Origin of the sequence: Streptomyces sp. NPDC001851, assembly GCF_040297165.1 — a bacterium.
Taxonomy (GTDB): Bacteria; Actinomycetota; Actinomycetes; order Streptomycetales; family Streptomycetaceae; genus Streptomyces.
The window spans coordinates 204,004-218,106 of the sequence record NZ_JBEOYR010000004.1 but is presented as its reverse complement, the minus strand read 5'-3'; the positions used below and the strand labels follow the sequence as shown (position 1 = coordinate 218,106).

The window sequence follows — 14,103 nt, the reverse complement described above, 5'->3', positions numbered from 1 at the left end:
GACCGCACGAACCTGAGGCAAGGCGATTTTCATGAGAATCAACCTTCTCGGGCCGCTTCAGGCCTACGGGGACGATCACCGCGTCGACATGGCGCCGGCCGCCCAGAAAGTACGCCAGACACTGGCGGTGCTCGTACTCAACGCGGGCCGGGTGGTGCCCTTCGAGCACCTCATGGACGAACTGTGGAACGACAATCCGCCGGCCAGCGCGCCCACCGCGTTGCAGACGTACGTGTACCAGCTCAGGAAGCGGTTCTCCCTCGGCAATCCGAGGAGCGGCGGCGCGGTACGTGCGGCCGGGCCGCTGCTGGGCACGGTCGACGGCGGCTACCAGCTGTCGCTGCCCGCCGACCACGTGGACGTCTTCCGTTGCGAGCCGTTGCTCGCCCGTGCCCGAGCGGAGTTCCACGACGGAGACTTCGCCGGGGCCCGTGAGACAGCCGCCGCGGCGCTGCGGCTGTGGCGGGACGACGCCCTGGTGGACGTGCGCAAGGGGCCCATGCTGAAGGCCGAGGCCATCCGGCTGAAGGAACTGCGCACCAGCGCACACCACTTGCGCATCGAATCCGACCTGCACCTCGGCCGGCACCATGAAGTCCTCGGCGAACTCACCTCGATGGCCGTGCAGGAACCGACGGACGAGTGGGCCCAGGGCAATCTGATGACGGCGCTCTACCGCATGGACCGGCGGGCGGAAGCGCTTCAGGTCTACCGCCGGGCACGCGAGCGGATCGCCACCGAGCTGGGACTCGATCCTTCACCCCAACTCCAAGCCCTGCACACGGCCGTGCTCACGTCGGACGAGGCGCTGCTGCGTCCCGGCGGGCGGCTCACGGTCGTGTCCGCGGCCACCCGGCCACCCTGCCATCTGCCGGCCCCGCGCGAGCGTCTGACCGGACGCGCCGGCCAGCTGGCGCGCCTCACGGAGGTACTGGCCGGCCGGGCGCGGGAGGACCGGCCGCTCGTGGTCGTGGGCGGTGCCCCCGGCACGGGGAAGAGCGAACTGTGTCTGCACGCCGCGCATCAGGTGAGCGGTCACTACCCGGACGGGCGACTCCACGCACGTCTGCGTGACGGCGCCGGTCGGCGGGTGCGGCCCGCCGAGATCCTCCGTTCGTTCCTGCGCGGACTGGGTGCGACAGAGGAGCAGTTGCGGCAGAGTACGACCGACCTGAGCCTGCTGTTCCGTACCTGGACCGCCGACCTGCGCGTTCTGGTGGTGCTCGACGACGTGTGCGACGTGGAGGAGCTGACGCCGCTGCTGCCGTCAGGTGCCGGCTGCGGCGTGGTGATCGGCAGTCGTAGACGGCTGTTCGTGTCCTCGACGGCGGTCCACGTCGATCTCGCCGGACTGCCCTTCGACGACTGTCTGCGACTGCTCGCATCCTCCGTGCCGGGGCACCCCATCGCCCTGGACCCCGAAGGACTGCGACAGCTCGCCCGGTTGTGCCGGGGGCTGCCGGGCGCACTCTTCGCGATCGCGGCGCAGTTGCGCCGCCGTCCGCACTGGACGGCTCGGCAGGCCACCGCGTGGGTCCTCGCGTCCGGGGGCGCCGACAGCGATCCGCTGGGCGTGTGGGCAGGATTCGACCGGACGCTCGCGACACTGTCCGCCGAGTCGCGGTCCCTGGCCCACGGGCTGTCGTCCTCCGTCGCCCCCGACCGGCTCACGCCGGCGCTCGCCGCCGCGACCCTCGGGATCAGTGACCAGCGCGCCGAGGACCTGCTGGAGGAACTGGCGGAGAACTACCTGCTGCGCCCGCACCGTCCGAGTGTGAACGGCCGGTTCTCCTACGAATGGGAACCTGGGACAAGCCCGTTCGCGGCACGGCCGGGCAGCGCGTCGGTCATGCGCTCCGCCTGACGCCCGGTCCCGGTGCCATCCTGCCCCTCGTGTCGGGCGACTTCGGCGCGCGGTGCGCGGTGCGCGGCAGACGCTTCAGCCGAGTGCGCTCCTACCACGGGCTGATCGGCCTCCCCGGCCTGTGATCGCCGGGATGACCCCACACAGAACCGCTCCGGCCGGCGCGGCCCTTTCAGACCCTTCCACACAGCCGATCCTTGGAGAACCGTCATGCCGAAGCGCCCGAAACTCGTCCTCGTCGGTCAGTTGTCCGTGTTTCCCTGGGCGTTCGAAGCCGCCGAACGTGCCGGCATCGACCTGATCCTCGTCCCCAGGGGGGACGACACGCTGGAGTCCGCCGGGCGGCCCGACGCGGTCGTCGAACTCCTGCCACTGGACATCGACGGCGACCCGGACGGCGCGTTGTCGGCGCTCGCCGAACGCCACCGCCAAGAGCCCTTCGACGGCATCATGTCGGGCAACGAAAGGGTCATTCCCTTCGTGGCGCGCGCCGCTCGGGAGCTGGGCTTCCCCGGGCTGACCGAGGAGGCGGCGGCCGTGGTGCGCGACAAGCGCAGCATGCGTCAGCGCCTCCTGGAAGCGGGGCTGGGCGTGCCCGGTTTCGTGGTCGTCAAGGATCCGGACCACTGGACCGACGCGCTGACCCTGCGCTTTCCCGTCGTGGTCAAACCGGCGAACGGCCACTCCAGCTTCGCAGTCATCCGTGCGGATGACAGGGACAGCCTGGAGCAGGCCGTGGCCCGCACCTGGAGTCTCGTCGAGACCCACATGGCCGCCGCCGACGGATCGCACTCGGACACCGGTGTGCTGGTCGAGGAATACCTGGACGGGCCGGAGATCTCCGCAGAATCCCTGGTGTTCCACGGACAGGTACGGGTCTGCGCCATCAGCTGGAAGGGCGAACTGACGGGGCCCTACTTCGAGGAGACCACGCTCCGGGCCCCCGCCCAGCTACCGGCCGAGATACTCGCCGCGATCGAGGCGGAGGTGATCGGCGCCCACCACGCCTTCGGCGTCACGGAAGGCACCACGCACACCGAACTACGGCTGGTGGGCGGAGTACGGCCGGTGCTGCTGGAGATGACCGCGCGCCTCGGAGGCGGAGGCAACATGCACCACCTGACCCACGTCAGCAGCGGGATCGACCTGGCCGCCGAGGCGCTGCGCATCCACCTCGGCCAAGAGCCGCTCTGCTGGCGCGAGGAGCCGGCCCCGGCCGGCCACGCGGCGGCCTATCTGGTGCCGATCGGCGGCGGCGGGCGGGTCAAGCGGATACGGGGCCTGGAGGCGGTGCGTGCCGACCCGCGGGTGGACTACGTGGTGGAGACCGCGGGTCCCGGAGCACTGTTGCGCCCCTACCCGGACTGGACCGGAAACCCGGCGGTCGTGCTCTCGCACCACGAGTCGGACGCGGAGGCCACGGCCTACCTCGCCCACCTCGCACAGACGCTGCACGTCGAGTACGAGGAACGGGACTGACCTGAAGCGGGTCCGGGCGGCCGGCCACGGCAGCCGAACGCGGGACCTCGCTCCGATCTTGTCGAACATCCGGTACAGGCGGCCGGCCGCCGCACGCACCGAGATGTGCGGCCGACCGGGGAACTCCCGGTCGGCCGGACCCGAGACGGCCGATCCGGCGACCGCCGTCACCGGGCGTGACCGGGCCATCGGTCGCACCCGACACCAACCGCACCCGTCCCGGCCGTACAGCCGGCGCCACCGGGACACCCGTACAAAGGGGAAACACCATGACCGCCAGCACCAGCGACACACCGACAACCGGACGGCAGCTCCATGACCGCGTACCCGCCTTCGCGGAGCAGGTCCGCCGCACGGGCTTCGTCGTCATACCCAAGGAGGAACTCGCCGGGCTGATCAGCGACGCCGACCTCGAGGAACTCCGCGACGCCTGGGAGGACCTGCCGGTCGACACCGAGGTCGACGGCGTCGGCGTGTACCGCGAGCGCCGCTACAGCCGGTTGCGCGTCGTCGTCGACGGCGACACCGTCACCTACGAGGTCCTGCCCCACGCCGCCTTCCGTCAGGATTCCATCCCGCTGTGGGAGGGCAAGGACCGGCTCTTCGAACCGGTCGACCAGGACCTCCTGCTCAGCCCCACCATGCGCGCCCTGGTCGGTTTCAACGCCCGGATGGCGACCGCAGCGGGCGGAAACAACTCGTGGCGGACCGGGGTCCACCTGGTCCGCGTCGTCGCCCGCGCCGACGCCGACGGACTCCCCACTCCCGAGGGCCGCCACCGCGACGGGCACTCCTACGTCGGGATGCACCTGATGCGCCGCGAGGGCGTCACCGGCGGTCTGTCCACCGTCCACCCCAACGACGGCGGCGACATCGTGCAGACCACCCTGGTCCAGCCGCTCGACACCATGTTCATCGACGACAACATGATCACGCACGAGGTCTCGCCGATCGTCCCCGAGGGCGCCTCGGGAGTGCGCGACATGCTCATCATCGACATGAACCCGATGGCCTGAGCCGCAACGCGTCCAGGGCCGGGGCCAAGAGGTCGCCGAGCTGGAACCGCCGCTGGGCTCTCCGACACCTCGCGCCGAAGCTCCCCGGAGCACGGACGTGTGCACCACATACTCGCCGCCGGCACCAGTACGCCGGAGCCTTCCCGGCCATACCGGTGCCGGCGGCGACCTTCCCGGGTCCGCGGCGTCGCAGAACCCGCTCGCCCCGGCGGCGGTCGGCCTCAGCAGTACGGCTCCCAGAGCTCGTACTCCAGGGCGCCGGAGATCGCGGGCGAGGAGTCGCGCAGACGGGCGAGCAGGGCGTGGTTGTGCGCGCGGATCTCCTCGTCGTACCCGGCCAGCGGGCTGTCCTCGGACAGGTCCAGCAGCCACAGCGGCCGGAGCCTCGCGCCGCGCAGCGCCTTTCCTTGCGCGGTCTCGGTGCCCGCGTGCACCCAGCGCACTCCGGGCAGACGCGCCGCCATGTAGTAGGTGAGGTTGAAGTACTCGGCGGCCGAGGCGAGTCGGTCGTGGTCCAGGCCCAGCGCCCGCAGGTACACGGTTTCGCCCCGGCGGTAGTACATGCAGAAGCCGACGGGCGGTTCGCCGGGGCGCGAGCACAGCACGACCTGGGCGCGTGGGCCGGCGAGTTCACCCTGCATGCGGAATGACTCGGCCATCGGGGCCACGTCGACGGTTCTGCCGTAGCGCAGCAGCGAACGGGCCAGCAGCCGGGCTACGTCCTGCCAGGACTCGGCGAGCGTCCGGTGCTCCAGCTCGTATCCGGCCTTCTCGAACTTCCTTATCTCGCTGCGGATACGACGGGCCCGGTGCGCCGACAGCGAATCCAGCCAGGCAGGGAAGCCGCCGGGCGGAATCTCGATCCAGGCGTCGGTCTTCAAGGCGACCGGGGCGGTCCGCGCCCCCGCCGCTCGCATCGCCTTCACGTCCCCGGTGGTCAGGTACATCGCCACGCGGGCGATCTTCTCGTCCCCGTGCACCGGCGAGCGCAGCGCACGGACCGCGCCGAGCACTTCGGCGGCCGCCTCGGCCCGATCGGTACCCTCACCGGTCAGCAGGTGCGCCAGGTAGCCTCGGCGCTGGCCGATCAGCAGGCCGTCCGGCTCGGGCGCCGGCAGACCGCGCGCGGTAAGCAGGTCGTGCCACCGCAGTTCCGGGTTGGGCTCGTCGGTCACCGCTGCCACCGGGATCGCGGCCCGGCCACCGCCCGGGGTCTGTACGTGCAGTCCGCCGGAGACCGCCCCGGGGTCGAGGGCGCACACCCGCAGCCACAGCGCCGACGAGTAGAACCGCCCGTCGGCGAGCCGGTCCCACTCGGTGTCCCCGAGCCCTCCGACGGCGTCGGCGAACGTGTCCGTCGTGGCGGTCATCGCGCCTCCAAAGTCTCTGCCAGACCGTGCCCGCGAACTCGCTGCGCGATCGGACGCTGAATGTGCCGCCTCACGCAGGCGGGATCCGAACCTTGTTCGAACGATCAGCGGCTGCCTTTACGGTGGTTCAAGAAATCCATTACTAACACAGGCGCTCAGTGCCCACAGGGTCCAATGGCCAGCAAATGAGCCCCAATTGAGCCCCGATTGAGTCGTGACGGGGAACGGAGTGGAACAGTGGCCATCGCGGACCGAGGGGCTCGGTCATCGGCGAGCAGGAGCGGAGATCACATGTCGGCGGAGCGGGTAACGGCCCAGTACAACGAGGAGTTCCGCGCGCCGGGCAGCGTCCTGCCCCGGGTCGCTCAGCACGTCAAGAACTTCCCGACGCTCGTACCGTGGCACGGCGAGTACCTGGCCAGGCCCCTCTTCGTCGCCGAGCGGGAGCTTCGCGAATTCTCCGAAGATCTGCAGCACCTCATCGACATTCTCTTTTCCCTTCCGGACCGCATGTTCGGCGGAGATCTGGACGCTTTCCGAAAGGTGCTCGGCATCACCGACGGCCGATGGGAAGCGATTCGGCGGTTCGGTGACCTGGTGCCCCCCTCCTTCGGCCGGGCCGACATGTACCACGACGGCACCTCGTTCAAGCTCCTTGAGACGAATCTGGGGAGCGAGTCCGGCGGCTGGGCTCTTGCGAGTGAGATGTCCCAGGCGACGCTGGAGGTCGATGCCTTCGCCGACTTCGCGCGCCGGCACCGGCTCGGCTATGTGCATCCCATTCGGGCCGTGGTCGAGGCGCTCCGCAGTTTCGGCGCTCGGGTGGCACCCGGCCGCGAGCCGGTGGTGGCCATGCTTGAATGGCGTGGCGGAATGCGGGACTACGGCGAGCTCTGGCTCAACTTCCAGTCCGCACTGCGCTCAGCGGGTTTCGACATCCTGCTGGCCGAGGTCTCCGATGTGCACGAACGCGACGGGGCCCTCTACCTGGGGGACAAGAAGATCGACGTGGTCTACCGCGCCTTCGTCCCGGACCAGATCGCCGAGGAGCCCGGCGGATGGGACCTGATCGCACCCCTGCTCCGCGCGCACCAGGCGGGCGGGACACTGCTGTGGACCCCGCTCTCCAGCAACGTGTTCGCCAACAAGGCCTGTATGGCGCTGCTTTCTGACCCGTCGTGGCGGCGCACCTTCAGCGAGGACGAGTGCCGACTCGTCGACCGGGTGCTGCCCTGGACCCGCCTGATGAACACCGATGTACTCAAGGCCGACACCGACCTCGTCGACGAATGCCTGGCGCGGCGCGATCAGTTGATCCTGAAGGTCAACGGGCGCGGCGGCGGAGTCGGCGTCGTGGTGGGCTGGGAAACGGACGACGCCACCTGGCGGCAGGCTCTGGAGAACTACGCCGAAGAAGGATGCATCGTGCAGCAGAGGGTGATGCCGCGTTCTGAACTCGTGGTGGACCCGGAATCCGGGGAAACCGAGGAATGGCATGCGGCCTACGGCCTGTTCTACACGCCGGACGGTTGTGCCGGATCCTACGCCAAGGTGGTGCCGGCCGGTTCGGGCGGCATCATCTCCATCGCAGCGCATGCCAAGGCGTGCAGCGCGGCTGTCTTCTACCAGAGTGAGCTGCCCGCCGGTGCGGTGAAGTAGAGAGAAGACGCCATGATGCCGCAGCAGTCCCCCGCACCTTCGGCGTGGCAGCGGTTCCAGACGGCCTGGGGTCTGCCGAACCTCGACGGGAAAGGCCGCTTCGTCACGGCCAATCTGATCGACAGCCTCGGGAACGGGTTGGTGGTGGCGTTCACCGTCGTCTTCTTCGTGAAGACGACGACGCTGTCACTGGTCGCCGTCGGTGCCGCGCTCACTGCCGGCCAACTGCTCGCCCTGCCCTTTCCGCTGATCGTCGGGCACCAGCTGGACAAGTACGGTCCGCGCCTCGTGGTCGGCGCGGGCAACTGGGTATCGGTGGCTGGATTCATCGGTCTCCAGTTCTCGCACGCGGCCTGGCAGATCGTGTGGTGGCAATTCGTGGTGCAACTGGGTTCCACCGCCTTCTGGATGGGCAACAGTCCACTCACCGTGCTGGTCGCCCAGGGCGTCGAGCGGGCCCGCTGGTTCGGCTTCGTGCGTGCCATGCGGAACGTCGGCGTCGGTTTCGGCGGCGTCGTGTCCGCGGTGGCCCTGAGTATCGGAACCGTCGCCGGGCTGCGGACGGTCATGGTGATCAACGCGGTCACCTTCGCCGTCGCGGGCTGGCTCGTTCTCACCTTGCGGGGCGCGGACACCAGCGAGGCGGCCGGCGCCGAGCCCGACGAGCCGAAGCCCGTCCGGCCGGAGCAGGCAGCGGACGAAACCACCCGGCAGCCCTCGGCCGGCTATCTCACCGTACTGAAGGACACCCGGTATCTGCGGCTGGTCGCGACGAACATCTCCTTCGTCTTCGCCTCCACGGTGATCTCCGTGCTGCTCGCCGTCTACGCCGTGGACGACCTCGCTGTCGACGCCTGGATCGTCGGTGTGATCGTCGTGCTGAACGCGGCCATGGTCGCACTGCTCCAGACGCTCGCCAGCCGGTGGATCGAGTCCCGCAGCCCGGTGACGGTGCTGGTGCTGGCCCTGCTGTTCAACGCGGCGGCGTTCGTCGTCTTCGGCACACTGCTCGTGCTGCCCGGCTGGGCGGTGGTCGTCGGGCTGTTGATCGCGATGGTGCTCTACACCGTGGGCGAGATGCTCGGATCGCCGCCGACCAGCGAACTGAGCGTGGTGATGGCACCGGAGCATCTGCGGGGCCGCTATCTCGGCGTCTACCAGATGTCCTGGTCGATCGGTGCCGCCGTCGCCCCGGCGCTGCTCACAGCGCTGCTGGAGGGTGGTGCGGCGCTGCCCTGGATGTTCCTCGCCGCGATCAGCGTGCTGGCCGTACCGCTCGTGATCGGTCTGGACCGGCCGCCCACCGACACGGGCCAGGCCGCACCAGCCAGGGACACGTCCTCCGCGGAGCGGTTCGGAGGCGACCCCGTCGGCTGAACCTGGCCACGGTTGCCGAGCCGCACCGAACCCCCAACGCCGTCCGCCGTCCCGCAGCACACCGGGCGGCGGACGGCGTTCCCCGTGTTCGCCGTTCGCCGTTCGCCGGCCCGCGCCGCAGTCTCATGTCGCGGTCCGGCCGCCATCGGCTCACCGGGCCGCTCTCCGCCGAGTGCGATGCCACCCTGACGGCCGGCGGCACCTTCAGTGTCGGGCGGCATGCCGGCCTGGGGCGGAGAGGTCAGCGCCGGACGATCAGCCCGCCGCGCGGTCTCGCGGCCACGGCTGCGGCCGCGGTTGCGTTTGCGGCCGCGGTTCAGGAGCCCCCCTTCGGTGCGTGCCCCTGGGTACGGGAGTCGACCGGAACGACGCCGGTGCCGTCTGCGCTGCTCATCGCCGCGCCTCCGCCTCCAAGGCCTCGGCGAGACCCGCAACGGTGGGGTTTCTGAACAGGAGGACCGGCGGGACCCGGCGTCCGAGCCGCTCGCCGAGGCGGCTCGCGACCATGGTGATGGTCAACGAGGAGCCACCGACGTCGAAGAAGCCGTCCTGCGGGCCGAAGTCGTCCTCGACGCCCAGGCACTCCCGCCACACGTCGGCGACGAGGAGCTGCTGCTTGGTGAGGTTCCGGCGGATGGCCGGCGCCTGGTCGGGCACCGGGCGTGGGTCGGGCAGTGCGTTCCGGTCGACCTTGCCGTTCGGCGTGAGGGGGATCTCGCCGATCACGGTATAGCTCTGCGGCAGCATGTAGGGCGGAAGCCGCTCCGCCAGGTGGGCGCGCAGTTCCGCCGGGTCAGGGGCGGGTCGGTCGGGGAGGTCGGGGATCAGATAGGCCGCCAGCTGGTCCGCACCGGTGCCGGCTCGGCGCACGGCCACCACGCAGTCGGCCAGCGCGGGGTGGCTCTGGAGCGCGGCCTCGATCTCCCCGAGCTCGATGCGAAAGCCGCGCACCTTGACCTGGTGGTCGTTGCGGCCGAGAAAGACCAGATTCCCGTCGGGCAGCAGCCGGACCACATCACCCGTGGCGTACATGCGGGCGCCGGGCGCCGCGGCATACGGGTCGGGCAGGTACGCCGCGGCCGTGCGGGCCGGCTTGCCGAGATAGCCGCGACCGACGGCACTGCCGCCGACGTACAGCTCCCCGCGACAGCCCGGGACGACCGGGCGCAGCCGCTGGTCCAGCACGTAGAGGTGCGCGTTGTCCGTCGCCCGGCCGAACGGGACGCTCGGGAGATGGCTGTGCCGATCGAGCGACTCCTCGGTGATCGGGCAGTACGCCGAGGTGACGGTCGCTTCCGTGGGCCCGTACTCGTTGAAGACCTGACATCCCGGCGCCGTGGAAGACAGGATGCGGCGGGCGACGTCGTGCGGCACGGCCTCGGCCCCGGTGAACACCAGACGTACGGAGGCGAGTCGCGGAGCGGGATCCGTACCGGACTCCAGCAGGATCCGCATCTGCGAGGGCGTCGCGTTGAGCGTGGTGATGCCGCGCTCGGCGACTTCCCTCAGGAACTCCTCGGGATCGTAGGCGGCGGTGGGGCTCGCCAGGTGCAGTTCGGCGCCGGACAGCAGGCACTGGAAGATCTCCCAGACCGAGTTGTCGAACGCCACCGAGTGGTTGAGCAGGGCCCGGTCCCGCCCGCTGAGCCGGCACAGCCGCTGGTTCCACTCCAGGAACCCGGTGATGTTGGCGTGGGTGATCGCCACACCCTTGGGGTTGCCGGTCGAACCGGACGTGTAGATCACGTAGGCGAGGTGGTGCGGCTGTGCCTCCTCGGCCGGCCCGGGGTCCGCTCCGGGCTCCTGGTCCACCGCCACGAGCCGGACGCCGTCGCCGAACAGGACCGAGGTGGGGTGCTCCGGGTCGGCGACGACCAGGTGCACGCCCGAGTCGGCGAGCAGGTACCGCAGCCGGTCCGTCGGGTAACCGGGGTCGAGCGGCACATAGGCGCCGCCCGCCTTCAGCACGCCGAGCAGGGCGACCACCAGCTCCACCGAGCGTTCCAGACAGACCGCGACCAGGGTTTCGGGACGCACTCCCCTGGCACGCAGCTCCCGGGCCAGCGCGCCGGCCCGCGCGTCGATCTCGGCGAACGTCAGCGACCGGCCGTCGCCCACGACGCAGACCGCGTCCGGGGTCGTCCGCACCTGGCGGTCCCACAGGCGGACCAGGGTGGTCGGCTCGGGCAGCGGCTCGGCACGGTTGCCGAGGGAGACGGCACGCAGCTCGTCGGCCGAGACGATCTCCAGTTCGGACAGTCGGGAGGTGGCGTCGGAGACCATCTGCTCGATCACCCGCAGGAAGTGCCGGCCGAGGCCCCGCGCGAAGTCCGCGTCGAACAGGTCGGTGGCGTACTCGACGGAGATGCTGAGGTCACCGGCCCCGGTGGCGTGGTCCGTCACGTCGAGGGCGAGGTCGAAGCGAGCGGTGCCGAGCCGTCCTTCCAGTTCCTTGCGGTCGTACAGTTCGGGCAGGTGACCTGCCTTCGGCTCCTCGTGCAGGGCGAAGAGCACCTGGAAGAGCGGATTGCGGCTCAGGTCGCGCTCAGGACTCAGCTCCGCCACCAGCTTCTCGAAGGGCAGCTCCTGGTGCGCGTACGCCTGCCGTGCGACCTCGCGGACCCGGCCGAGCAGCTCGCGCCAGGTCGGGTCGCCGGACAGGTCGGTACGCAGGACGACCGTGTTCACGAAATAGCCGACCACATCGTCCAGTTCGGCGCGTGGCCGGCCGCCTGTCAGGGTGCCCACGGCGACATCGCTCTCGTCGGCGTACCGACCGAGCAGCACCTGCAACGGGGCCAGCAGACCCATGAACAGCGTGACGCCCTCGGCCCGGCACAGGGTGCGCAGTCGCTGAGCCAAGTCGGCCGGTACGCGCAGCAGTTCGCGGCGACCGCGGTGGCTCGCGACGGCCGGCCGGGGGCGGCTCGTGGGCAGCTCCAGGACGGGCACTCCGGACAGCCGGGTGCGCCAGTGGGTGAGCAGCCGCTCCAGCTCGGCACCGGTGAGTCGCTCGCGCTGCCAGGCCGCGTAGTCGGCGTACGTCGCAGGCAGCCGTGCCGGGTCGGGGCGACGGCCGGCGGCGAGTTCCGTGTAGAGCTCACCCAGTTCCCGCACCACCAGGTCGATCGAGGTTCCGTCACAGGCGATGTGATGAAACGTCAGCAACAGGACATCGCGACTACGGGTGCCCAGCACGTCCGCGCGCAGCAGCGGTGGCCGCCCGAGGGCGAAGGGGGCGCGGATCCGCTCGGTCAGCAGCGCGTCCAGGTCCTCTTCGGCGACCTCGATGCGGCGCAGCGGCACCGGTCCCGGCTCATGCGGTTCGGGCAGGCCCCGGCCTGCGACGGCTACGACGGCCGTGCGCAGCGCCGGGTGCCTTCGCACCAGCGCGGTCAGGCAGTCCTGCAGCAGCGTCAGGTCGAAGCGTGCGCCGCCGGGCATGCCGAGGACGACCGGCAGATGGTACGCGGGCACCGAGTCGTTCAGCTGCTCGAAGAACCAGATCCGCTCCTGGCCGAAGGAGAGTTCGGCGGTCGCGGCCGCGGGGATCGGCTCGTCGTCCGACGGGGCCAGGTCGTCCAGGGCGGCGGCGAGCGCGGCGGGTGTCGGATGGGCGAAGACGGACTGGGCGTCGACCGGTACGCCGAGCTCGGCACGCAGCCGGGCCACGGCCCGTACCGCGGTGAGCGACTGGCCGCCCAGGCCGAAGAAGTCGTCGTACGGGGACACGTCGTCGAGCCCGAGCACTTCGGCCCACACCCGGCGCACCGCCGTGGTGTGCGGCGGCAGCAGGGCATCGTCGAGTACCGGGCCGCCTGCCCTCACCGGGCTGTAGGGGATCCGACGCACGGCGCCGCGGTCGGCCTTGCCCGCGGGCGTCCGAGGGAGGGCGTCGAGCACCGCGTAGCCTTGGGCCACCATGTGGGCGGGAAGCCGCCGTGCGAGATGGTCGCGGACCTGGGGGGGCAGGTCATCGGACGAGTTCCGCGCGTCGTGCGCGGGCACGAGGTACGCCACCAACTGGCCGCCGCCCGCTGCATCAGGGTCGACGACCACCACCGCGTCCGTGACGAGGGGATGACTGCGCACACAGGCCTCGATCTCGCCGAGCTCGATACGGAAACCGCGCAGCTTGACCTGGTGGTCGTTACGGCCCAGCACCTCGACGGTGCCGTCGTCGGACCACCGGGCGAGGTCGCCGGTCCGGTACAGGCGCCCGGAAGCGTCCCCGAACGGGTCGGGCACGAACCGGTCGGCGGTCAGCGCGGGCCGGTTGAGGTAGCCACGCGCCACACCCGCGCCACCGATCCACAGCTCGCCGGTGACTCCCGGGCCGGCCTCCCGTCCGCCCTCGTCCACGACGTGCAGCCGGATGTGGGAAAGGGCCGTGCCGACGGTGACCCGGTCGGTCACGGCGTCGACACGGGCCGCGGTGGCCCACACCGTCGCCTCGGTCGGCCCGTACAGGTTCCACAGGGTGCCGCCGGTGGCGAGCAGGTCGCGGGCCAGCGGCGGATCGAGCGGTTCCCCGCCCGACAGCAGTATCCGGCCGTGCCCGTCGGTCCAGCCGGACGCCAGCAACATCCGCCAGGTGGTCGGGGTCGCCTGGACGACGCTCACACCCGCCTCGGCGATGGTGGCGGCCAGCAGCTCGGGGTCGGTGTTGGCGGCGCGCGGGGCCATCACCACCGTCGCGCCCCGGGTCAGCGGCAGGAACAGCTCCAGTACGGAGATGTCGAACGACAGCGGGGTCAGTGCGAGGACCCGGTCGTGCGCCCCGAGGCCGGGGCGTTCGCCCACACTGCGCAGGAACGAGGTGATCGCCGCGTGGTCGACAGCCACGCCCTTGGGCAGGCCGGTCGATCCGGAGGTGTAGATGACGTAGGCCAGGTGGTGCGGATGCGCCACCCGGGTCACGGGTACGCCGGGTTCCGAGGGGAACTCCTCGACCAGCAGGACGTCCCTCACGCCGGCCGCCAGGGCCCGCGCGCGGCCGTCCGCGTCGCACAGCCACAGCGCGGGCCCCGCGTCGGTGGTCATGTACCGCAGCCGGTCGGCCGGGTAGCCGGGGTCGAGGGGCAGGTACGCGGCACCCGACTTCAGGATGCCGAGCAGGGCCACGACCATCTCCACCGAGCGGCCGAGGCAGACGCCGACCAGGATTTCCGGTCCGATGCCACGTGCCTGCAGCTCGGCGGCGAGTGCCGTGGCCCGGCGGTCCACGTCGGCGTAGGTCGCGCGGTGTGCTCCCGCGACGACGGCGATCGCGTCGGGGGTCGCGGCTGCCTGCCGTTCCCACAGTGCGACCAGGGTGGTCGGCGCCATGAACGGATCC

7 protein-coding genes are annotated in these 14,103 nt (G+C 70.9%); 5 read left to right on the top strand and 2 right to left on the bottom strand.

All coding sequences use genetic code 11. The features are described from left to right. The first annotated feature begins 31 nt into the window (after window positions 1–31). The 3 genes from ABT171_RS07650 to ABT171_RS07640 all read left to right on the top strand — a co-directional run bounded on the left by ABT171_RS07650 (window position 32) and on the right by ABT171_RS07640 (window position 4,359). Window positions 32–1,864, top strand: coding sequence for an AfsR/SARP family transcriptional regulator (locus tag ABT171_RS07650; RefSeq protein WP_351240860.1), 1,833 nt, complete (start codon window positions 32–34; stop codon window positions 1,862–1,864). A gap of 210 nt (window positions 1,865–2,074) precedes the next feature. Beyond that, window positions 2,075–3,343 (top strand): ATP-grasp domain-containing protein, encoded by a 1,269-nt coding sequence (locus tag ABT171_RS07645; RefSeq protein ID WP_351240858.1) that lies wholly within the window; start codon window positions 2,075–2,077, stop codon window positions 3,341–3,343. A 269-nt stretch (window positions 3,344–3,612) separates the two neighbouring features. Next, window positions 3,613–4,359 carry a 2OG-Fe dioxygenase family protein gene (locus tag ABT171_RS07640; protein ID WP_351240856.1) on the top strand — a complete coding sequence of 249 codons (747 nt, stop codon included), beginning with the start codon at window positions 3,613–3,615 and terminating at the stop codon, window positions 4,357–4,359. Between the two features lie 221 nt (window positions 4,360–4,580). Here ABT171_RS07640 and ABT171_RS07635 read toward each other — a convergent pair whose 3' ends face one another. Beyond that, on the bottom strand, window positions 4,581–5,729 hold the full coding sequence (locus ABT171_RS07635) for a GNAT family N-acetyltransferase (protein WP_351240854.1): 1,149 nt from the start codon (window positions 5,727–5,729) through the stop codon (window positions 4,581–4,583). A 291-nt stretch (window positions 5,730–6,020) separates the two neighbouring features. On the opposite strand from ABT171_RS07635, the gene ABT171_RS07630 reads away from it, so the two are divergent. Both ABT171_RS07630 and ABT171_RS07625 read left to right on the top strand, forming a co-directional pair. After that, complete coding sequence (locus tag ABT171_RS07630) at window positions 6,021–7,388, top strand: hypothetical protein (protein ID WP_351240852.1); 1,368 nt, start codon at window positions 6,021–6,023, stop codon at window positions 7,386–7,388. A 12-nt stretch (window positions 7,389–7,400) separates the two neighbouring features. Further along, window positions 7,401–8,765 carry an MFS transporter gene (locus ABT171_RS07625; RefSeq protein WP_351240850.1) on the top strand — a complete coding sequence of 455 codons (1,365 nt, stop codon included), beginning with the start codon at window positions 7,401–7,403 and terminating at the stop codon, window positions 8,763–8,765. 390 nt (window positions 8,766–9,155) lie between these two features. Here ABT171_RS07625 and ABT171_RS07620 read toward each other — a convergent pair whose 3' ends face one another. After that, entirely contained in the window at window positions 9,156–14,093 is a 4,938-nt protein-coding gene (locus ABT171_RS07620) for a non-ribosomal peptide synthetase (RefSeq protein ID WP_351240848.1), read from the bottom strand. Between the last annotated feature and the right edge of the window lie 10 nt (window positions 14,094–14,103).